A 22,262-nucleotide genomic window follows, 5' to 3' on the forward strand; every position below is an offset into this window, starting at 1 on the left:
TGTGCTGCGCCACAACTTACCGCCAAAACATAATGGGCAGCAGCCCCCAAGCAACAAGCACAACGCACCATTGTAACGCCAGTACCAGTGATGCGACATCAAGGCGTTTACATTGCTGCCCTTTACGCGCTGCCCACAAGCAGAAGACAAGGGTTAGGGGCAATAGCCCAGATAACACCGCCAAACTGATACTGGCTGCATTGATATCACCAAACTCCAGGAACGACTGGTTCATATAGAGGCATATCGGCAAAGCAAATAGCCCCAGATTGATAAACCCCCATTTGATCGCGCCCAACCCCTGGTTATTGCGCTTAACCAACCTTATCAAGCCGACAATAAAGATATAAATCAGCCCACTTAGGCCAGCAAGCATGCTTAACCAATACAGTGACAATGCCACGCCAGATACTTTGCGGTAGGTTTTGCGTCCGTCATGGATAAACCACTGCCCTTGCTTATTAGCATAGAAAACGTGCGAGCCTTGTGTCCGGGTTGTGTCTCGAAATAATCCCCCTTCGATAGCAAGCAGTTGCTTATCTTCCTTTTGCAAGGACTTCACCACAAGGTGCTCGTTTGCTTGCTCTAACCATATGAAATGAAAAAGCATATCCATAAATTCAAACTCAGCCATACTATTTGGCGACGGCGTATAAACCCCTGGCAAGGCCGAGCGCTCAATGGCGTTTCCCTTAGGCGCGACTGGCGTCGCTTTGCTGATATCTAACTCATTGATAAATAGTTTATTAAACCTTTCATAGCCGGATGTTTCGTTATCGGTGTTAATGGCATAGAAAAAGCCCTTTCTTTGCTCGGGGAAAAGGCAAATATAGGCCCTAAAACCAAATGTCGTACCGGGGTGGCACATGCCTAACACCTGATGGCGGTCTCTACTTGCAAAGGCGAGGCCGTGGCCAATGTTAAGCCCAGCTCGCTGTGCGTCGGTATGCAAAGGTGTGGCGAGCCGAGCCATATGATTGGCGGCGATAAGCCGCTCACCGTTAACCCTGCCATCGTGCAACAAAAAGCGGATAAACTTAGCCATATCTGGCGCGGTCGTGGTGAACTGACCCGAAGGCCTAAGGTAATTCGCCACTGCAGGTTGAGCAACATGATTTTCATGATACCCCATTGCCAGTAATGGGTCGGCGAATGGTCCCTGCTGACTAATAAACTCAAAGCTGCTGTTATGCATGCCTAAAGCTGCCAACAGGTTAGTATCGAGATACTCTTCGTAGCGCTGTTGAGTAACCGCTTCTATCACCATCGCGAGCAAGGTATACCCCATATTAGAGTATGAATATTGGCTTCCTGGCTCGGTTCTAACCGTTAGTAAATTGCCCTGACTTGAGGAAAAAGCGTGTCGCAATGGCGAGTCTGGCGACGCATGGGTATTTAATAATTGCCACATGCGAATGTTGTCTAATCCAGCGGTGTGTTCGAGTAAGTGTTTAACCTGAATTGGCGAGTGCTGAGACCAGGGGTTATCGAAGTGCAATTCACCCAGTAAGGCCTCAACGTTGGTGTCTAAAGAAAGTGCGCCTTGGTACACTAAGTGCAAAACCCCCATAGCCAAAACCGACTTGGTCACAGAGCCAACATGCATTTTTTGCTCGGGCTTCATCGCCTCTTGGCTGGACACATTGGCATAGCCTGCACTGCCTACTTGCACATGCTCATCGGCGACCGCCGTCCAAGTGATCCCCACTAGCTGCTCCTGTTCGATGGCCTTTTCGACCTTAGTTGCCAGCTGCGCATTGCTATTGGCATAGGCACTATTAAACGACAATAAAATAAGCAGTGAGGAAATGATTGTTTTTATCATGGGGTTCTCTGTATACAACTCAGGTTTTACGGGCACGTAAAACGCAGATAATGCATGACGATAATCACAGGGAATGGAGGTTTGTCATGCTTTACGCGTCCATGCCTTGAGCTGCTTGCCCTGTGCATTGATGACTTCGGCTGGCCTAGGTCAATATTGCACCGCTATAACCATACCTTTTTTCAGGTAAGTTTATAAGCACAAGCGGCTGTTAAGCTCATTTATAAGCTCAGGGTTGCGCGTAAAGCCCTGAAGCCAACACCATGTGAGTTTACAAACGGATTTCAGCAACTTGTTAGGAATTGCTTACATCAATAATGTCACTACTTGCCACAACTCCACACAACCCAGCAGTTTCGGGCCACCACATAACATGCAAGAAAGGTAATAAATTCTCTTTTTGCACCACTGTAAAAGTTCCTACAGCGTTACCATCAATAACCTTAAAATCAAGCTTTAGAGATTCTTGTATAAATTTGAAACCCTCAGCATTTTTAGGTGAGTAACCCAGGTTAACTTCTAACTCATCTAACCCCTCCATTTCGGAAGGAATAATGAACTTATAAACGTCTGTATCTTTGGTGCTGATAATTTCTATTTGTTTATTGTATTTTTCCCCGCTCATGGGAAAAGTACAAGACCAAACACTTGTGGATATACAAAATAAAGATATTAAAGTGATAACAAACTTCATTGCGATACCTAACGCTTTTGTATGCGTCCACCGAAGCGGTAGCATAGGTGGTCTGGCACGCGCTTTTTGCGTGCGAACATGACAAACTTGTTAAACGCTGCCTTCTTTCTCAATTACCAAAATCCTTGCTTCGCCAAGTGGATGAGCAACATGCTCTGTGCCTATGGATGCGAAAAATATATCGCCAGCTTCCAGGATGCTGGATTGCTCGCTTCCATTTTCTTTAAAGAACATTTCCACTTTTCCATCGAGCACCACGAACACTTCTTCGCCATCATTCACATGCCACTTATATGGCTCTTTTGTCCAATGGAGCCTAGTAGAGATTCCATTCATTGATGCTATATCTTTAGCTCCCCACGAACGATCTGATATAAATTTTTTGCTTCTAATTATTTCCACGAAATTTCCTTAATCGTAAACGCCCTGTTAAGGTGTGAGCAACACAATACCGAAGCTCCCGCATACCACCTTAACCACTAAAATCAACGCATAGTAAAAATGCCACGCGTTGCGAATCACTCTTAAACAGATTGTATGGATAATAACTCCATATTTTTATTCTTTTAAACCAGTTTAGGGTAATGTGAGACCCAGGCTTAAGCTGCAACTTAAGCTTTCCATGCGGCAGTTCGATTGAGCGCTGGGTCCTCAGTTGAGAGGCCAATGACAAAACCCGCTATTTACACTAGGCAAACTCCAAGCCAAGACAACATCCCACACATAAATCTTTTGTTGGGGATCATAGCTTAGAGAAATAACACTTAAGATACTTACCAAAGAACAAACTATTCTCCCGCCTGATAGGATGCACAGCGCTATAAAGAATCTGGCTATTAAAATGCGTTGATTTGATATTTAAATTGGAACCTTCGAGCTATACATAACGCCCACCTGAAACAAACCGAATACGGAAGTTGCCTTGTGTTAAGTTGGACCAAAGCGAAAACACGAGACAACTGGAGTGTTTAGTTCGTTTTTAATGCACTTATTACATGTTTGCCGCATTTGTGATGGCTTTTGCACATGCTACAGGATTTGACTGTGCTATAAAATGCCCACCTAAAACCTCTATTTTTGTAAAGTTGGAGCACAATGATGCCAAATAATGAACAGAGCGGCTAGCAATCAAAAGGTCCTTGCTTGGGCTTATATAAGTCACAGGACAAGTAATTCTCTTGGTAGGCTTATCCAAACGAGCGATATTCCTCAGGCGTTCTTTTAACTTTTTGTTATCAGTATGCCCGAGCGAATGGAAAACAGGGCTTACAAGCTGAATACCACCTGACATATTAAAGCCGACAATATAGACCAATAACCTTGTAATAAAATTAGGCCTCAAAAATGAGATTGTGTCCACTTCCCCGTTAATGACACAGTTCTAAATTAGAATCTTCCAGTTTTGCTCGGTAAGCAGCCGGTGGCAGGTTTCCGAGACTTTCATGGGTTCTTTCTTCGTTATAATCCAATCGCCAGAACCAAGCCATATCTCGCACTTGGCTGAGATTCTCAAACAAGTAGGCATCAAGAAACTCTCTGCGGAATGAACCGTTAAAGCGTTCAACAAAGCCATTTTGCTGCGGCTTGCCAGGCTGGATATACATCAGCTCAATGTGATTGGCCTCGCACCAATCAGTCAGGGTGGCCGATATTAACTCTGGGCCATTATCTACGCGCAGCTGATTCGGTAATCCGCGCTCAGCCTTAAGCTGCTCTAACACGCGTACGACACGGCTAGCGGGCAACGAGGTATCCACTTCAATTGCAAGGCACTCTCGCGTTCCTTCGTCCACCACATTTAACGTTCTGAATCGTTTACCGCAATACAATGTGTCATGCATAAAATCGAGCGCCCATTGGTGATTGGCTTGCTCCTGCACTTCTAAGGGCTGAACAATTCGCTTGGGTAGCACACGTTTCGTTCTTCGTTTTAGGTTCAGCCCCATCTGGCAATACACGCGATAAACGCGCTTATGGTTGAAGGGAAAGCCTTTGAAGCGCATTCGGCCAAAACACTTCCAGAAGCCTGCTCGTGGCGACTTCTCAAGCTCGGCATTGATAGCATCAATGACAGCAGCATCTGCTTTACGCCAGTCTCGTTCAGGGCGATAAAAGGTCGAACGGCCAATGCCAACAAACAGACAAGCCCTTACGATACTTAGCCCCGCACCAACCATTACGCTGACGCATTCTCGTTTATCCGCTGTCACCAACCCTTTTTTGCGAAAAGCTCCTTAATCGCATGATTTTCCAAACTAACATCTGCAAACATCTTTTTAAGCTTGGCATTTTCCTCTTCAAGCTCCTTCAACCGTTTGACGTCAGAGGCTTCCATCCCACCGTATTTGGACTTCCAGTTGTAATAGGTTGCACTACTGATACCGTGCTGACGGCACACTTCCTCAACCTTCCTACCCGCATCGACTTCTTTTAATACTGCGATGATCTGAGATTCTGTATAGCGTGATTTTTTCATAGTCGTCTCCTGCATTAATCATTACAGAAAACTCTAATTATGTCTGTCTCAGTTTATGGGAAGTGGACAATTGGAACTATAGAAGCTAAGCGTGAGTAAATGGATGGCTTAGAAACAAAGCTAGCCAAGAATACTAAGCCTTTGACTCGCTCTCCAAGTAAATGACAGAGTTCATATGCCACACGACCAGAATATGACTCTCCAACTATCAAGACGTCTTCATCGGAGTGAAGAGTGGCGATTTCTTGAGCTTGCCCATAATACGATAGAGATGAAATTGAAGAATAAGAAATTACTTCAACGCTTAACGTCGAAGGTAATTCTTTCATTAAGTTTTTAAAAAGATAGCCTGTACCGTCAAGCCCAGGAAGCAGAATAATTTTCATCTTATATTTTAACGCTTACATAATCGGAAAATTATAGTTGGCTATAATGTTTGAGGAACGAAAAACAGCCAACTGTAATTTTTCCGTTTGATGTTCTTGTTATACCTCAGCTTCTTCGCTTTCGTGAGTTAATACGACATCTTTAGTGTATTCAGAGTATGATTCCTGTAGGTACTTTAGGCCATCAGAATTATCAATATTAATATCCAGTTGTTCCCTGACAAACTCTAATCTATGTTTACATTCTTGAATCAGTTCACCCCAAGTTTTCACCCAAATTGTGATACCATCAGCATCATAGATAATACCTTTTCCTTTATTATCTTGTTTTAGCCGTCTCTTTGCATACGCATCAAGATCATTGGATATAACCCAGAAATTCCATTTTGTCTTTAGATGCTTGAATCGTTCATCTTCAGCAACAGCGAATGCATATGATTCAATTTGATTTATTTCATCCTGCCCTATTTTTACTTTAGGTGCTTTAAGTTCAACAACTAAATGTTCTCTTTCATCAGAATGATTTTTTCCAATGCTTCGAGTCAACATTAAATCGACAATACCCACTCGGCCATCGACCCTCTTAACAGGTTTATCAAGTTGTATATCTAGTCGTTTTTTATTCAAGTGTACTTTAAGAACTTCACTGAGAGATTGATCGTTAACAGTTAATGAAAACTCATCGCCAAAAACCCAAGTGTTTTCTGCAAGAATTTTATGTAGCTGCGTTCGCTCTTTTAGAACTTTCTTCTTCTCTGGATGAAAAAGCATCTCTTCTAATCCAGTTACAAATTTCAAGCGATCTGATACGACCTTAGATGCACTGATTATTGATGATAGAGAAGCTTCTTTTAGTAACTCTGCAAGCTCTGATTGCTTAACCTTCGTCAAGTTGAGAACTTCAGTTAAAATGATATGTAAGTCATCAGGTTTAGATCCGACTATTTGTTTTAGCAATCTAAACTGAAACTTTTTAAGCTTGATATCCGATCTGTCAAATTCTGGTATTTGCTCACTAATATTTAAAGCTAAAATATCAAAAACTTGTCTTTCAGCTTCTTCAATTGGACCATTTGCTAAACTAGAATAAGGATAAATATTTTCATTTTTCCATTTTCTAATTTTATCTGCCGAGAGCTCAATCCGTCGCGACATGAAGTGGTTCTTTAGGACAGAGATTGCAGCGTCAATTGGCTTAGACAATGACGGTTCAAGATCTCCAAGACCTAATGTGCCAACTGTATTTAGCTTACTAATATGTTCGGATTTTAAGTAAGCCGTATATGAAAAGTCACCAGTTCCTCGAATAGTTTTTTCATAAGGTAAAAAAGGAAAACCATTGCTATTACAGAGCAGTACTTCATTTGTTGTATTGCAGTTCCATTCTATAATCTGCAATTCATACGGGTAATCAATATTATCATATAGAACATCATCTAAAGGGAGATTGGTCTTGTGTTTAATTTGACTCTCTGGATCTACCAGATCGCCATCCACATAAAGCTTAATAGACTTATATTGTGATAGGTATATAGCAAAAACTGACGAAAAGTGCTCAAGCAACCGTTCTTTATTAATAGATGTAAATTCTTTGTGCGGTTCGTATATTGAAACGGTTGTTCCTGTAGACTGATTACCGCTAATTTTGGGAGATGTCGGGTAAAATATACCTTTATTATCAGCTTTACCTTTCATTGTGTATGAAAGTGTATTTTCACCATCAAAGAAAGATGTATTCCATTCAACCGTCCTTCCAATAGCAAATGATTTAAACCTGCCTTGACCTTCTTTACCGTGTAAGAATCGTCCTTTAGGTGAAATTCCTTTTTGCCCTTTCCACGAACCACCAAGGGAACTAAAGAGTTTTTTGGAATCTTTATGGACGATTCCTATTCCATCATCTTTGATATGGACGGCTTGTAACCCAAAATCAGTACGATCTATTGTAACTTGCACTAAATCCGCGTCAGCATCAAAAGCATTCCAAACTAGTTCAGTCAAAGCACTTAGAACTGGAGCTCGAGAGACTTTATCCAAATGATCCTTTTTTACTTCTACTTTAATTAGATCTTCCATTTAACACCCAAATTTGAATAAAACACTAAGAGGTATACGCCCTAATAACAGGCAAAAAATAGTTTGCTAAAATGTTGAGGAACGAAAACAGCAAACTGTTTTTTGTCCTTGTTAATTAACTTGTTATAAGTAAAAACATCAAAACCATTGCCCATAAACCGACACAAATTGGAATTAATATTTCGATGGTTAATTTTAAATAGATCATTTTATACAACAAACTGAGCTTATTTTTAACCTGCCAATCTGCGGTAGAAAGAGCATCAGCCTGCATATCATTTTTGTCTCCCTCATCAACTTGATTGGGGATGTTTACAAAATCTTCTTCATCGAATGCATGGGAATATGAAGTAAGCATTATTTTCTTAGCGGAAATTGTTTTCAAAAATGGATGAATCCATTTAGCAACCTCTACAGCAGCATTCGAAATAAAATGTAAATAGAAATAAACTAAAATAGCTAGAAAAAACCAACCTATTGTACTTTGCTGGGATGTATCAAAGCTAACACCAAGCAAAGCAAGCTTTGATGGTAGCTCACCAGTAAGCCCAATAAACAGACAAATTCCAGATAAAAGTAAGCTATTCCGCCTTAACACCTTAGTTTCATCAGAAAAAGGGCTATCGTAAATTGAAAATTTGGTACTCATAAATAGTCATCCTTGAGAAAATCCGCCCCAAGCGAGTGGCACTTATAACGCTTTGCTAACCGGTAAATTAGTAGCGAAGCGAGTAATTTATCCGAGTGCAGCAACTTGTTACATTTATGTTAATCCTCGTCATTTTCATCATCGTCCGCATCATTAGCTTCATTATCATGTCGGGATGATTTCCATAGATCCTTCAGTTTTATATAGTGAACCAATTCATTTCTTTCATTTATTCGTTTCTTAAGGTCTTGGAGCTCTTCGTCTTCCAGACTTCCGTACTGGTATTTAAGCTCTAAGCCTCGGAACTTATCGTATTCTTTAAACGACTTCAAAGCCTTTGTGAAATAGCGTTTCTCCAACTCTTTTTCAGAGAGATCTGATTCCAACTTCCGAGTAACTCGACCTAGTGATTGTAAGAAAGTTGTATTTGCATCTTGGATCGAACTGTCATGAACACCCAAATTCAGTATTTCCTTTCCACTTTCTAAGAAAGATGAAGTGTTGTACATATGAAATATATCCAGATTTGCTTCTCGATATATTTCACTCTGTAAATTTGCATGAGGCCCAATTTGTTTTTTACCTCTAGATTCTAGGATGTACCACCAGTCTTCTTTCGAATCATCTGTAACAAATATTACGTTTTTTATTCCCTCATCTTTAGCTTTATTTATGAGTTGCTTCCAGAGGATTAAATCGCCATATTGCCGTTCATATTTTAACCCGTTATACGAAAAGGTATTTTGCTCAGATTTTGACTTATTGTTATCCTTATATCCAGGAGGGATTTTATTTTCATATCGTTCCTTTCCCTCATTGTATATACTTTCCAACCAGTCTTGGCTCTCAGGGGCATCTCCAACTTTGCCCTCAGTTAAGTCATTCAACTTTTCTCGTATCGAATCATGTGACCTAACACAGGGTTGCTTTTCATCCCAATAGGATACCGACTTTTTATAAGAGGATATCGACTTCCCAATCTCCTTATGCAGCTTTTCAGTGTTATCCTGAAGCCTAGGAAAGCGTCTCTTCAATGCCAATTGTTCAAAATCACCTTTGAATATCTTTTCAATTTTATCTAGGTTGTCGTTTATTTTATTAAAGATTCCTTTTTCATCTCTAATAACTTCGAGACGACGTCTTTGATATTCAAGACCCACATGAAATGGAATCCATAGCTTTTCTCCAAGCGAACCGAGTAGCTCGAAGAAATCTTCACGCGTTTGCTCTGCATAGCCGTATAAGTTAAGCAATACATTGGTATCGAGGACAAATAGCGTTTCTTCACTACCCCAAGCAGCTTGCAACTGCTCTTCTGTTGGGTTGTAAAACCCTTTAAAGCAATCTCTCAATTTGACCTACCTTGTGAGTGAGAAATATAACGCCGTTGTAACCGGCAAATAAAAGTTGGCTAAAATTTGTGAGGCACGAACAAAGCCAACTGTTTTTTGTCCGCGTTTACAACTTTGTTATGCATTTACCATTTCAGACGCCTTAGGAATTCTATACTGCCGCCAACCAAAATAGTTAAAGTTAAATCATTTGTGTACCAAAACACTAAAACGTCTATGATTATATTAAGAGTTACCCAAATCGTGTTATATGCTAACTTCAACTCAGTAATCAAATGTAACTTTTGATTGTTTAACTTATAAAGTTGCTCGCCTTTTGAATGCTCTAACGAAGTTGATGTAACTCTTTTTAGCAACCTGTAGTGTTGTACATACTTTATTCTTAACAGATTGATTATACGTTCAGATAAAAATTTATTTATCATTGTAGACGGGATGAAATCTATTAAGGGCCTTTTCCACCCATTCGAATCACTACCAATAATAAATTCTTCGGACTCATAATTATATGATGAGGTGTTAGCTAACATTTCTAAAAGCTGCTCGCCTAAATAAATCTCAAGTAGAAGAAGTTTAAGCCAGGTATAAAAACTAATTGCCTTTCTCTTTCCAAGAAAGACTACTTTAAAGACACTATCCCTCAAACCAGACTCCCTGATGCATAACAGCTTATTAGCGTGCATTTCGGGTTAAACCAAATACTGAACCACGCTAACGTTCATTTAGTGTTAATAAATCATTAAGTTATCAGCTGGAGGTTCCTATGTCGATACGCAGTTGTGTGGTTGAAAACACACAATAAGATAATCGTGCCGAGATTGGCTCGCTACATATAAATAAATGGCTATATTTCAACACCTTAAAAATTTTATTGGTTTAGTCGCAGCTGATATTACTTTGCATAACACGCCTTGTTTTTGCTTTTTTGATAAAGGCCATCTTTAACGTTACATACAGCTTATTTTGGCTTTTTTATGCACTCATTTCTATTTTTAGAATCAGTAAGTACAGAGCCAAGAACAGGCGTTACAGCTTAGGAACGGAAAAGTTTACTTGATGTGGATAAGGGGTTTTAAACTTTTAAATGGATAAACAGACCCAGAGTCGTGGCACTGCTCAGCAAGCCAGCTACCTCAGTTTGCATCGCTATTCACCCTCTATTAATACCCCTTTTCTATAATTGCATTTTTATTCTCGCTATTGTTAATTATGAAGCGTTTAGCCATTGTTACCGCCGTTCTGACTCTTGCCGCCTGTCATGTTGCTACCGCACCAAGCGGTGAATCCACACCAGCAGACATTCCCACATCAACCCAATGTACCCAAGCTAATCTCAATGCAATTGAGCAGCTAGTCAGTACTGGCGATGGCAGCGGACACGGGCCGGATATTGGCACTACGGAATGGGCAAACAGTGTAGAGTATCGTTTAGATATCAATAACCATGCAGATAAGCCGCCATTATTAACACCGAACTGGTGCCAATGGGTGGCAAGCCAAGCGAACACCTCCGCCAGCTTTAACTGTGAGCAAGCACAAAGTGATATCGCCCGCCACGTATGCCAGTCGCCAAGGCTCAGTCAATTAGATGCGCAATTGGCCGACACCTTCGAAAAAGCACTGGCACAATCCGATAGCGACAAACATAAAAGCACGTTACGGGCCATGCAACGTGGTTGGATAAAAGGCCGTGATGCATGCTGGCAAGCAGATAACGTAAAACAGTGCATTATTGATGCCTATCAGCATCGCAACGCTTCACTGCAAGTGCAGTATCAACTCACCACGGCTGTGGACCACCTTCAGTATGATTGCGAGGGCAAACAGGTAAGTGTTGATTTTTATGATACCACGCCACAATTTATTGCCCTGCGCGAGGGTGAGCAACAATGGCTGATGCAGCGCGTGATTGCCGCCAGTGGTGCTAAATACCAAGGCCGCAATCAGGTTTTTTGGCAAAAAGGCGATAGTGCCTTTGTGCAATGGCAGTACAACACGCCCATGCAGCAGTGCACTTTACGCTAAGCAGGCTCCGACCACACCGCAAACTCATTACCACTGGGCTCCACAAAGTGAAACCGTCGCCCGCCGGGGAAATCGAATAATGCCGTGGAGATCTCACCTCCCGCTTGCTCTATCTTAGCTTGGGTTTGCGCAATATCGCTGGAATAAAAAACCAATAATGCACTGCCTTTGCTGGTCTGAGCATTTAAGTCGCTGCGATAAAAGCCGCCATCAAGCCCTGCTCCGCTAAAGGCTGTGTAATCTGGGCCGTAGTCAGTAAATTGCCATGCAAAAACTTGGGTAAAGAATGCTTTTGTGGCCTCGAGGTCACGCGCAGGGTATTCCACATAGTTCAGCATTTCGTGATTATTTTTCATCCTTGTCGCCTGCTATAAAACAAAAAAGGTGCGCTAAGCATAGCGCACCTTTTTTATTGGTTCTACTGGGTTGCGTATTAACGCATAAAGGCCCTATTGGCCTTTATCTTGTTGCTCTATCTTAGCCCAAGAATCACGTAGCCCCACGGTTTGGTTAAACACTAAGTGTGCAAAGTGATCGTCACGGCAGAAATACCCGGTACGCTCAAACTGATACCCTTTTAGGGCAGCGGCTTCGCTTAAGCTAGGCTCTAATTTAGCGTTTTTAACCACTTTTAATGACTCTGGGTTAAGGGCATCGGTAATGTCCTCTGCCGCACCTGGGTTAGGCACATTGAATAAGCGGTCGTACTGACGCACTTCGGCTTCAATACAATGGCTGGCACTCACCCAGTGAATAACCCCTTTAACCTTGCGGCCATCGGCTGGGTTTTTGCCTAATGTTTCCGGATCATAAGAGCAATAAATAGTGGTGATATTGCCTTGCTCGTCTTCGTCAATGCGCTCTGCTTTAATCACATAAGCATTACGTAAACGCACTTCTTTGCCTAGCACTAAGCGCTTAAACTTCTTATTCGCTTCAACACGGAAGTCTTCGCGTTCAATGAACACCTCGCGGGTAAATGGCAACTGACGCGAACCCATTTCTTCTTTGTTCGGATGATTAGGCGCATCGAGCATTTCCACTTGCTCTTGTGGGTAATTTTCGATCACGACGCGCACCGGGTCCAATACCGCCACGGCACGTGGTGCGTTTTCATTTAAATCATCGCGAATACAGGCTTCAAGCATACCCATTTCCACTAGGTTATCTTGCTTGGTTACACCAATGCGCTTACAGAATTCACGAATAGAGCCTGGGGTGTAACCGCGTCGGCGTAGCCCGGCAATCGTTGGCATACGCGGGTCGTCCCAACCATCAACATGACCATCGACCACCAACTGATTAAGCTTACGCTTACTCATAATGGTGTACTCAAGGTTCAGTCGTGAAAACTCGATTTGCTGTGGGTGGCACTCTAGGCTGATATTATCTAACACCCAGTCGTATAAACGGCGGTTGTCTTGGAACTCCAAGGTACACAATGAGTGGGTAATGCCTTCAAGCGCATCGCTAATACAATGGGTAAAGTCATACATTGGGTAAATGCACCACTTATCACCGGTTTGGTGGTGGTGGGCAAAACGAATGCGATAAATAATCGGGTCGCGCAGCACCATAAAGGAACTGGCCATATCGATTTTGGCTCGCAGTACACACTCACCCTCTTTGAACTCACCGTTTTTCATTTTTTCGAATAACGCCAAGTTCTCCGCCACAGGTGTGTCGCGGTAAGGGCTGTTTTTACCCGGCTCTTTTAACGTGCCACGGTACTCGCGAGCTTGCTCTGGTGTTAAGAAACACACATAAGCGAGGCCTTTTTCAATAAGCTCAACAGCGTACTGATACAACTTGTCAAAGTAGTTAGAAGAGTATTGAATCTCACCGCTCCACTGAAAACCCAACCAGTTCACGTCTTCTTTTATTGAGTTCACATAGTTGATGTCTTCTTTTTCTGGGTTGGTATCATCAAAGCGCAAATTACACAGCCCGTTGTAGTCTTGTGCAATGCCAAAATTCAGGCAAATAGACTTGGCATGGCCAATGTGCAAAAAGCCATTTGGCTCGGGTGGAAAACGCGTGTGCGTTTGCTGATGTTTGCCTGAGGCTAAATCTGCGTCAATGATGTTACGAATAAAGTTCGTTGGGCGATTCTCAATCTCCGCCATTGGGATACTTTCCTCTGAATTCTGCGTGACTTATAACCCACGCATTATGACAAATACTGCGCTTAACTTACAGCTTTTAGTAAGGTCACACCAGCTTTAATTCAACGGTGTTGCCGTCTGGGTCAAGAATGTATAAAGAACGACCAAAACCAGTGGCCCCGTAGCGCTCAGCGAACTGCAACGACTGGTTTACGCCTTTGGCTTTTAAGGTGCGGATCACCGCCTGTTCGCTCGCGGCGCTGATTTGCAAGCAAAAATGCGCCAGTGGCGAGGTGCGCACCTGCACCGGTTGCTTGCTATCTAAGCTACCCTGAGTACTTAGAATATCAATCAGGGCTTGGCCGGCGCGCAACTGATACAACCCCTCTTGCTCCAATACGCGCTCTAACTGAGCGCCAAGTACTTCCTCGTAAAATGCGCACATGCGAGGTACATCATCGGTGCGCAGCACAACATGGTCTAGCCCGTGTAATTGCATTGAATGCTCCTTTTATTGATTAGGATCTAATCACTGTGCGTCACGCTAAGCTATGCTACAGAGACATTCATTACAACGCTAAAGGAGCCGTGATGCAATTGCATACTGCTGCAGATTTAATGACCCCAGCGCCGCTGACCGTAACCGCTGATGCCTCGTTGCATGATGCCCATGCATTAATGCGTGAGCACAATATTCGCCATATTCCCGTCACCGATGAACACGGCACACTTGTTGGCATGCTGACGCAAAAACTGATGATTGCCCAAGTGATGCGCATTATTTCAGTGTTTGGTGCACCGGCACTTGAGCGCAAAGAGAAACAAACGCAAGTGGGCGATATCATGCTTCAAGATTTTGATACCGTGGCTCCCGGTGATGCTTTAAGCGATATCGCCGAATTTTTTCTCAATAACCGTCATGGCTGTATGCCGGTGGTTGAGGAGCAAAAACTGCTCGGCATACTCACCTCTTCGGACTTTGTGCGCCTAAGCGTTGAGCTGTTGAAAAAGTCATAAAAGTTTAATCTAGCGCAACATCGCTGACATTTATCTGCCCTACACTTGAGGCGAATTTAACAAACCTAGGAACAAGGAATAACCATGGCTTCACAGAATCAACATCGCGTTTATATACCGACCAATGCTCGCGCCAACCAGTATATTCTCGCCGAGTTTAAACCGGATGATGATTTTTACGCCTGCTTTAGCGATTATCGCAGCGCATATCAGCGCGTTGCCCGACAACTGTTCGCGTTATGTGACGATGCCGAGCTCTACAATGTGCACATGCTGGTCAACGACAAGCTGCCCATTGTGCGCTTTCATGAAGAGGCATATTGCTTAGAGACTCAACGTCAGCAGCTGTTTTTTTATAATCCGCGATATCACGAGGCTCATCAGCTACATGGCTGCTGCGAAAGCCGAGCACGCAAAGTACGGTTGCTATTCCTCGCTACAGGTGAAGACATTCGTGCCCATTCTGCCGATTTTCACCGCCGCGTTGCCAAGGTGCTAAGTGCACTGCAAGAGCAACTTCCCGGCGACGCCAACAAGTTGAAAGTGCGTGACCATCAGCACCTAACCTATGATTTGTTCGCCCGCGCCAAAGGGCATAAAGAGAGCTATGGATATAAACTTAGAGCACTGGCACCACGCTATGAAGCCCGTGGCTGCCCCTTACCCAGCCATCGCGACCTGACTTATGCGCGTTTTACTTTGCCACTCACACGGCAGTTAAAAACGCAGCTATTGGATGCCAGCGCCACGGATTACGGAAACTTTTATAGCCATATTGAAGATGCGTTTATCAGCGCCTGTGAAGCCAAGCGCCTACCGCGCCGCGCAATGGTGGCCAATGGCCGCACACCGCTTATTCGCCATCGTGATATCGACACCAGTGCTCACAATGAGGAACTGGAAAAGCTCAGCTTTGAACCCGGCAAAGGCGAAACCCAAAGTCATGTGCTTTTTGATGCCGCCAACTTGGTACAGAGCATTGATTTTGTGATTGTTGCCGGCGTCGAGGATCATCATGATATGGGCTATGGCCGCTTTATGAATCAAGTCGAGAGCGTGATCAAGGCGCTGTGTAATAGCTTACAGGTGAACCCAGAGCGCCAAGATATCAACACCCGCTTTTATCAGCACCTGAGCTACAGCCTATAACTGCACGATAAAAACAATAACAAGGCCGCTATTGAGCGGCCTTTTTTGTTGCTTGGTTCAGTCCCTTACCAGCCTAATTTAGCGTGTTATCCCCTCCGTAAAAAAGACTTTTTTACGCTTTATATCAACACCTTAAAAGTAAACGAGATAGTTTACCTTGCTTACATACATTCATGTATGTATATTCCTGCTCTAGTCGGTTTAATAAATTGTTCAGCTAAAGGTAGGTTATGAATGTAAAAACGCTGGTCGCAGTCACCGTACTTGCGGCGCTTAGCTTAAGTGGTTGCCAGGAGCAACCACAACAACAAGCCCAAACGGCCCCCACTGCCGTTGAAGTCGAGGCCATAACGTTGTCGCCACAAAGTATTGACCTCAGCACCGAGCTGGTTGGCCGCACGGTCGATTTTCGTCAAGCTGAGATCCGCCCTCAAGTAAGCGGTATTTTGCAGGCGCGGCTGTTCGAAGAAGGACAAATGGTGAGCAAAGGAGATGTGTTGTATCGGATTGACCCCGCGCCCTACCAAGCTGAACTTGCCAGCGCCAAAGCGGCGCTCGCCAAAGCCCAAGCCAGTGTTCGCAACAGTGGCATGAAGGCCGAACGTATCAAAGGCTTATTAGGCAATAAATCGGTCAGCCAGCAAGACTATGATGATGCCGAAGCCACCTTGTTGCAAGCAAAGGCCGATTTAGCAGCCGCCAAAGCCGCTGTACTGAGCGCCGAAATTAATCTTGATTACACCCAAATCCGCGCCCCCATTGACGGTCAGATTGGTCGCTCTAGTGTTACCGAAGGGGCCTTGCTGACAGCCAATCAAAGCGCTGCGCTGTCGATAATTCGCCAGCTTGACCCTATTTATGTGGATATGACGCGCGCCGCCTCCAAGCTATCTTCTTTGCGCAGCGCCATGCATCAAGGCAATCTCAGCCAAAACCCCGAGGTTAAACTGAGATTAGAAAATAACGACTGGTATGCGCTCTCGGGTGAGCTGAAGTTCTCCGAGGTAAGCGTTGACCCATCAACGTCTATGGTTACCATGCGCGCAGTGTTCCCCAACCCCAATGGTGAATTACTGCCAGGCATGTTCGTGCGAGCGCAGTTAGCTACCGGCCAAGATGATGACGCCTTATTGGTACCGCAAAAAGCCATTGTGCGCACGCCCAAAGGTGAGGCCACGGTGATGGTGGTCAGCAAAGAAGGCACGGCGCAAACTCGCGTAGTTGAGCTCGGTCAAGAGATAAACCAAAGCTGGCAAGTCCACTCCGGTCTACAAGCGGGTGACCAAGTGATCGTCGCCGGGCTGCAAAAGGTTCGCCCCGGTAGCAAAGTGACAGTGGCAAAACAGGACACGGGGGCATAATTTATGGCTAATTTTTTCATTGGCCGGCCTATTTTTGCTTGGGTGATCGCCATCGTGATCATGCTTGCGGGCCTGCTATCGGTAAAACAGCTGCCCGTAGAGCAATACCCTAAAGTTGCGCCACCGGCGGTCAGCATTAATGCCAGCTACCCTGGTGCCACGGCACAAACAGCCGAAAACGCCATTACTCAGGTGATAGAACAAGCCATGAACGGCTTGGACAACCTCATGTATATGTCGTCACAAAGTGACTCGGTGGGCAATGTCAGCCTGACACTCACCTTTGAAACCGGCACTGACCCCGATATTGCTCAGGTTCAGGTGCAAAACAAACTGCAACGGGCAATTCCTCTGTTACCGCAAGAAGTGCAGCAGCAAGGGGTTTCGGTGGCCAAGTCTAATGGCAGTTTCTTAATGGTTATTGGCTTTATCTCCGAAGATGGTTCGATGAACCGCGAAGACATCGCCGACTATGTGGTTTCTAATGTTAAAGACCCAATTAGCCGCACCCCAGGGGTGGGCAATGTCACCGTATTCGGCAGCCAGTATGCCATGCGTATCTGGCTTGATGCGCAAAAGCTTAACCAGTATCAACTGACCCCCACCGATGTCACCGCTGCCATTAAAGTGCAGAATAATCAGGTGACAGCCGGACAGCTCGGCGGCGCCCCGGCGTTACCCGGGCAGCAATACAATGCCGCCATCACCGCACAAAGCCGCCTCAGTAGCCCAGAAGAATTTGGCCAAATTCTATTACGGGTTAACGAAGATGGTTCACGAGTGCAGCTTAAAGATGTGGCTCGCGTCGAGCTCGGCGGTGAAGACTATTCCGTTATGGCTCGCTATAACGGCATGCAAGCAACGGGGATCGCCATCGAGTTAGCCACCGGAGCCAATGCCCTCGATACCGCCGAAGCGGTGCGCGCTCGCCTTGACGAACTAAAGCCTTATTTCCCGGAAGGGCTAAAGATTGAAGTGCCCTACGACACCACGCCGTTCGTTGAGCTTTCTATCAGCTCGGTGGTGCAAACACTGTTTGAAGCCGTGCTGTTAGTGTTTGTGGTGATGTATTTGTTCTTGCAGAACTTCCGCGCCACCTTAATTCCGACCCTAGCGATTCCTGTGGTCTTGCTTGGTACCTTTGGCATTATGTCGGCGATGGGCTTTTCGATAAACACCCTCACCATGTTTGGTATGGTGCTGGCCATCGGCTTATTAGTGGATGATGCCATTGTTGTGGTCGAGAACGTTGAACGGGTCATGAGCGAGGAAGGCTTGGGGCCTGTGGAAGCAACGCGCAAGTCCATGGGACAAATCACCGGTGCCTTGGTGGGCATAGGCTTGGTGCTCTCTGCCGTATTTGTGCCGATGGCCTTTTTCGGCGGCGCGACCGGGGCTATCTATAAGCAGTTCTCTATTACCATCGTTTCGGCCATGGCGTTATCGGTGTTGGTGGCGATTATTTTCACGCCGGCCCTGTGTGCCACCATTTTGAAACCCATCAAAGGCGACCATTTGGAAAAAGGCGGCTTCTTCGGCTGGTTTAACCGTACCTTTGATCGCTCTAACGATGGTTACCAAGGGGCAGTAGGTGGCCTGCTTAAGCGTCCGGTGCGCTCAATGGCGTTATATGGCGCGATTATCGCAGTGATGGCATTGATGTTTGCCCGCCTGCCCTCGTCATTCTTGCCCGATGAGGACCAAGGTATCTTTTTAACCATGGTGCAGCTGCCAAGTGGTGCCAGCCAAGAGCGTACCGAAGAAATAATGACTAAGGTCGCCGATTACTATCACGGCGAAGACTCAGTGCGCTCAGTGTTCACCGTCAGCGGCTTTAGCTTTGCCGGGCGTGGACAAAACGTCGGCCTTGCCTTCGTGCGCCTTAAAGATTGGAGTGAGCGCGACGACAGCCAAAGCGTACAGGCCACTATCGGCCGGGCGATGGGGTATTTTTCCACCATTAAAGAGGCGCAAATTTTTGCCTTTAACTTGCCTCCTATTCAAGAGCTAGGACAAGCCACTGGCTTTAACCTGTTCTTGCAAGATAGGGGCGCCTTAGGCCATGACGCGTTACTGCAGGCCCGTAATCAACTACTGGGAATGGCGGCGCAGCGCCCTGAGCTGATGGCTGTGCGCCCTAACGGCATGGAAGATGCGGCGCAGTTACAGGTGGATATCGACCAGCTTAAAGCGCAAGCGTTAGGAGTCTCAATTAGTGAGATAAACCAAGCATTGTCTATTGGCTGGGGCTCGCGTTACGTCAATGACTTCACCGACCGAGGCCGTGTTAAAAAGGTCTATGTGCAAGCCGATGCCAAGTACCGCATGACCCCGGAAGATTTAAGCCATTGGTATGTGCGCAATAACGAAGGTGAAATGGTGTCCTTTGATACCTTTGCCACCAGCCGCTGGGTGTATGGCCCGCAACGTCTGGAGCGTTACAACGGCATCTCAGCCATGGAAATTCAAGGTCAGCCAGCACCGGGATACAGCTCCGGCGTGGCGATGCAAACTATGGCCGAGTTGGTTGCTCAATTGCCACCGGGCATTGACTTTGAATGGACCGGCACCTCTTACCAAGAGAAAATGTCTGGCTCCCAGGCGCCGATGCTCTATGCCTTGTCGATTTTGGTGGTGTTCTTATGTTTAGCCGCCCTATACGAGAGCTGGGCTATTCCATTTTCGGTGATTATGGTGGTGCCGCTGGGGATCATCGGGGCGCTCAGTGCCGCCTTCTTGTTCGGTCTTCAGAACGACGTGTATTTCCAAGTGGGCTTGTTGACCACCATGGGCTTGGCATCGAAAAACGCGATTCTCATCGTGGAGTTCGCCAAAGATTTACAGCAACAAGGTCGCTCGGTGATCAACGCCACGCTCGAAGCCGTGCGCTTGCGTTTACGACCCATCATCATGACCTCACTGGCGTTCTCGCTTGGGGTTTTGCCATTGGCGATAAGCTCCGGGGCCGGCTCAGCCAGTCGCAATGCCATTGGTATTGGCGTTCTTGGCGGTATGCTCAGTGCCACCTTCTTGGCTATCTTTTTAGTTCCCGTGTTTTATCTCGTGGTGCAAAAGCTCTTTGTTCGAAAGTAACTGCACCCAACCCCAAAGCCGGACTTTTTAGTCCGGCTTTTTTATGCCTAAAAACAAGGTATCAAGGAGGGCTTGCGCTTGCTCAATAAGGTCAATATAGCCAGGGTGTTGCAGGAATTTACTGATAAGGCCACCGACGAGAGAATTCATCGCCGCTGCCGCGATTCGCGGCTCGATGGCCGGGTTAAGCTCACCATTTTCCAATGCCCTGGCGAACGCCAGTGTGAGCGTGTCCTGCACTTCTTGATTGAGTTGTTCTTGTTGCTGTACGGCGGGGTTAAGCTCGTCAACATATTCACAGCGATGGAACACCACCGTTAGCACGCGATGATACTGGGGGTCTTGTTGCACTATCACCAAGGCGCGATGCATCACGTCTTTTATTTGCGCCAAAGCGCTCAGATCATTGGCACTTTGCAGCTCACTGAGCATTTGTCGAAACGGCAGACGAATACGGTCTAACATGGCGTTGAACAGATCGGCTTTATTGTCAAAATGCCAATAGATTGCGCCGCGCGTGACGCCTGCGGCGCTGGCGATGTGTGCCAAGGTGGTACGCGACACACCATGCTGGTAAAACTGATGCTCGGCGGCATCTAAGATAGCACTGCGGGTTTGTTCGGCATCAGCCTTCAAACGCCTGACCATGGCCTTGCTCGATTAGGAAATAATGATCGCAATATTAACATAGTTGCTACCTGAACCAACAGCCATGGCGGTGTTATCGATACTCCAGCCGGGCGGTTAGGCGATTAAATAACCTGGGAAAAAAACGCTTGATGGTCGGTGCCCAATAACTTAAGCCTTGGCCAATCACCACTTCTTGCTTTTGCTTTTCAATCGCGGTGATGATTTCTTGCACACAGGCGCTTACCGGCATACCGTTTTCAATCGACTGTTCACTGTGATTTTGCGCCACCCCTTTCTCGTTTAAGGAGTTATGAGCAATGCGGGTTTGCACCGAGCCAGGACACACGGTGAGGCAATGAATGCCATCAGCGGCAAGCTCGGCGCGAATGCAATCCATAAAGCCGACCACCGCATATTTGGAGCCGGAATAACCGGAGCGAAACTTAGAGCCCACTTTGCCCGCGACGCTGCTGATTGCCACGATCATCCCCTGCTTTCGAGCCTGCATTTGCGCAACCACCAGTTTAGTCAGGGCCACAGTGCCAAAGTAGTTGACCGCCATTAATTGCTGGTAAGTAGCAAAGTCGGTGTCGGCAAATAAGCTACGTTGCGACACCCCACCATTATTAATCAACACATCAATATCACCGATGGCTGCGAGCTGCTCGGGCAGCTCTTTGAGCAGGCTCTCAGCGGCGCTCAAATCCAAAGGTAAGACAACATGTCCCTGCCCCACCAAGCTATTTTTCACCTGCTCAAGGGCTTGCTCGTTGCGCGCCGATAACACCAGCTTAGCGCCTTTGGCCGCAAGTTGTTTAGCCAGCTCCTCACCAATGCCCGATGATGCGCCGCTTAACCACACCCGTTTGCCATCTAAGTTCATTTTATCGCTCCTGCTTGGTGTTCAATTTGCGCTTGCAGCTCTTTGCAAAGCCCCATTAAAAATAAGGCTTCAACGACAACAAATAAGGGCCCAATAACCAAGCCGATTAAATCATCCACAAAGGCAGGTTTTTTGCCCTCGTAATAGTGACCGACAAATTGAAATACCCAGCCCACGACGAATAATCCGATACCAACGGACAGCCACAGCCACGTGCTAAGCATCGCCACGGGCGCAGCCCCGAGCAGACCCAGCACCAACAGCGCGCTCATTAGCAGGCCAAGCCTGAGAGATAGCTTTAAATAGTAAAGGCAGGTAATACTCACGACCAACACAGCTGGAGTGAGGCTGAGCGCTAAAACGGTAAAACTCGGGCGGGAGAGCAGCACCAGCAAGGCATACACGATTAAGGGTATGCCGATAAAATGGGTGTATATATTACGTTTATCACGATGATAACGAGCGTAATTACTTAATTGGGTAACCAAGGTTTTCATGGTGTTAGCACCTTTTTTATTATTAACCTTGTGCTCAGTTTAGA

20 protein-coding genes are annotated in these 22,262 nt (G+C 45.6%); 5 read left to right on the forward strand and 15 right to left on the reverse strand.

Annotated features, from left to right (window positions below; genetic code table 11):
- Positions 1-16: 16 nt before the first annotated feature.
- From PRUTH_RS06185 to PRUTH_RS06230, 9 genes are all read right to left on the reverse strand, one after another.
- The gene (locus PRUTH_RS06185) at positions 17-1,825 is read right to left on the reverse strand and encodes a serine hydrolase domain-containing protein (protein WP_151172854.1); all 1,809 of its coding nucleotides are present in this window, start codon (positions 1,823-1,825) and stop codon (positions 17-19) included.
- 295 nt (positions 1,826-2,120) lie between these two features.
- Complete coding sequence (locus PRUTH_RS06190; RefSeq protein WP_151172855.1) at positions 2,121-2,519, reverse strand: hypothetical protein; 399 nt, start codon at positions 2,517-2,519, stop codon at positions 2,121-2,123.
- 90 nt (positions 2,520-2,609) lie between these two features.
- On the reverse strand, positions 2,610-2,921 hold the full coding sequence (locus PRUTH_RS06195; RefSeq protein ID WP_045978698.1) for a cupin domain-containing protein: 312 nt from the start codon (positions 2,919-2,921) through the stop codon (positions 2,610-2,612).
- A gap of 589 nt (positions 2,922-3,510) precedes the next feature.
- Positions 3,511-3,810, reverse strand: a complete 300-nt coding sequence (locus tag PRUTH_RS06205; protein ID WP_151172856.1) for an alpha/beta fold hydrolase — start codon at positions 3,808-3,810, stop codon at positions 3,511-3,513.
- Between the two features lie 76 nt (positions 3,811-3,886).
- Positions 3,887-4,995 (reverse strand): IS3 family transposase gene (locus tag PRUTH_RS06210; RefSeq protein ID WP_151172498.1). Its coding sequence is split into 2 segments (ribosomal slippage): positions 3,887-4,746 and positions 4,746-4,995, totalling 1,110 coding nucleotides; the frame shifts between segments, so codons are not numbered across the junction.
- 53 nt (positions 4,996-5,048) lie between these two features.
- Positions 5,049-5,381 carry an alpha/beta fold hydrolase gene (locus PRUTH_RS06215; RefSeq protein WP_151172857.1) on the reverse strand — a complete coding sequence of 111 codons (333 nt, stop codon included), beginning with the start codon at positions 5,379-5,381 and terminating at the stop codon, positions 5,049-5,051.
- A gap of 99 nt (positions 5,382-5,480) precedes the next feature.
- Positions 5,481-7,457, reverse strand: a complete 1,977-nt coding sequence (locus PRUTH_RS06220; RefSeq protein WP_151172858.1) for an ATP-binding protein — start codon at positions 7,455-7,457, stop codon at positions 5,481-5,483.
- A gap of 115 nt (positions 7,458-7,572) precedes the next feature.
- Complete coding sequence (locus PRUTH_RS06225) at positions 7,573-8,106, reverse strand: hypothetical protein (RefSeq protein ID WP_045978695.1); 534 nt, start codon at positions 8,104-8,106, stop codon at positions 7,573-7,575.
- A gap of 119 nt (positions 8,107-8,225) precedes the next feature.
- Positions 8,226-9,458, reverse strand: coding sequence for a PIN-like domain-containing protein (locus PRUTH_RS06230; protein WP_052698151.1), 1,233 nt, complete (start codon positions 9,456-9,458; stop codon positions 8,226-8,228).
- 1,209 nt (positions 9,459-10,667) lie between these two features.
- Here PRUTH_RS06230 and PRUTH_RS06235 point away from each other — a divergent pair.
- On the forward strand, positions 10,668-11,483 hold the full coding sequence (locus tag PRUTH_RS06235) for an MliC family protein (protein ID WP_052698149.1): 816 nt from the start codon (positions 10,668-10,670) through the stop codon (positions 11,481-11,483).
- Here PRUTH_RS06235 and PRUTH_RS06240 read toward each other — a convergent pair.
- The 3 genes from PRUTH_RS06240 to PRUTH_RS06250 all read right to left on the reverse strand — a co-directional run bounded on the left by PRUTH_RS06240 (position 11,480) and on the right by PRUTH_RS06250 (position 14,087).
- Complete coding sequence (locus PRUTH_RS06240) at positions 11,480-11,839, reverse strand: VOC family protein (RefSeq protein WP_022944011.1); 360 nt, start codon at positions 11,837-11,839, stop codon at positions 11,480-11,482. The two genes, PRUTH_RS06235 and PRUTH_RS06240, sit on opposite strands and share 4 nt — an antisense overlap.
- Before the next feature lie 93 nt (positions 11,840-11,932).
- Positions 11,933-13,609 carry a glutamine--tRNA ligase gene (gene glnS / locus PRUTH_RS06245; RefSeq protein WP_151172859.1) on the reverse strand — a complete coding sequence of 559 codons (1,677 nt, stop codon included), beginning with the start codon at positions 13,607-13,609 and terminating at the stop codon, positions 11,933-11,935.
- 85 nt (positions 13,610-13,694) lie between these two features.
- Entirely contained in the window at positions 13,695-14,087 is a 393-nt protein-coding gene (locus PRUTH_RS06250; RefSeq protein ID WP_045978693.1) for a VOC family protein, read from the reverse strand.
- Positions 14,088-14,179: 92 nt separating this feature from the next.
- Between PRUTH_RS06250 and PRUTH_RS06255 the strand changes: the two genes are divergently transcribed.
- From PRUTH_RS06255 to PRUTH_RS06270, 4 genes are all read left to right on the forward strand, one after another.
- Positions 14,180-14,605: a CBS domain-containing protein gene (locus tag PRUTH_RS06255; RefSeq protein WP_151172860.1), complete on the forward strand. Its 426-nt coding sequence runs from the start codon at positions 14,180-14,182 to the stop codon at positions 14,603-14,605.
- A gap of 84 nt (positions 14,606-14,689) precedes the next feature.
- On the forward strand, positions 14,690-15,754 hold the full coding sequence (locus tag PRUTH_RS06260) for a DUF3083 family protein (RefSeq protein ID WP_022944015.1): 1,065 nt from the start codon (positions 14,690-14,692) through the stop codon (positions 15,752-15,754).
- A gap of 230 nt (positions 15,755-15,984) precedes the next feature.
- Positions 15,985-17,115: an efflux RND transporter periplasmic adaptor subunit gene (locus PRUTH_RS06265; protein WP_151172861.1), complete on the forward strand. Its 1,131-nt coding sequence runs from the start codon at positions 15,985-15,987 to the stop codon at positions 17,113-17,115.
- Positions 17,116-17,118: 3 nt separating this feature from the next.
- Positions 17,119-20,208 (forward strand): efflux RND transporter permease subunit, encoded by a 3,090-nt coding sequence (locus tag PRUTH_RS06270; protein WP_151172862.1) that lies wholly within the window; start codon positions 17,119-17,121, stop codon positions 20,206-20,208.
- A 27-nt stretch (positions 20,209-20,235) separates the two neighbouring features.
- On the opposite strand, the gene PRUTH_RS06275 is transcribed toward PRUTH_RS06270, so the two are convergent.
- The 3 genes from PRUTH_RS06275 to PRUTH_RS06285 all read right to left on the reverse strand — a co-directional run bounded on the left by PRUTH_RS06275 (position 20,236) and on the right by PRUTH_RS06285 (position 22,218).
- Positions 20,236-20,856 (reverse strand): TetR family transcriptional regulator, encoded by a 621-nt coding sequence (locus PRUTH_RS06275; protein WP_151172863.1) that lies wholly within the window; start codon positions 20,854-20,856, stop codon positions 20,236-20,238.
- A gap of 73 nt (positions 20,857-20,929) precedes the next feature.
- Positions 20,930-21,721, reverse strand: a complete 792-nt coding sequence (locus tag PRUTH_RS06280) for an SDR family oxidoreductase (RefSeq protein WP_151172864.1) — start codon at positions 21,719-21,721, stop codon at positions 20,930-20,932.
- Entirely contained in the window at positions 21,718-22,218 is a 501-nt protein-coding gene (locus tag PRUTH_RS06285; RefSeq protein WP_045978688.1) for an Mpo1 family 2-hydroxy fatty acid dioxygenase, read from the reverse strand. The genes PRUTH_RS06280 and PRUTH_RS06285 overlap by 4 nt, the downstream gene beginning before the upstream one ends.
- Positions 22,219-22,262 lie beyond the last annotated feature (44 nt).

The sequence above is a fragment of the Pseudoalteromonas ruthenica genome (genome assembly GCF_008808095.1).
Taxonomy (GTDB): domain Bacteria; phylum Pseudomonadota; class Gammaproteobacteria; order Enterobacterales; family Alteromonadaceae; genus Pseudoalteromonas; species Pseudoalteromonas ruthenica.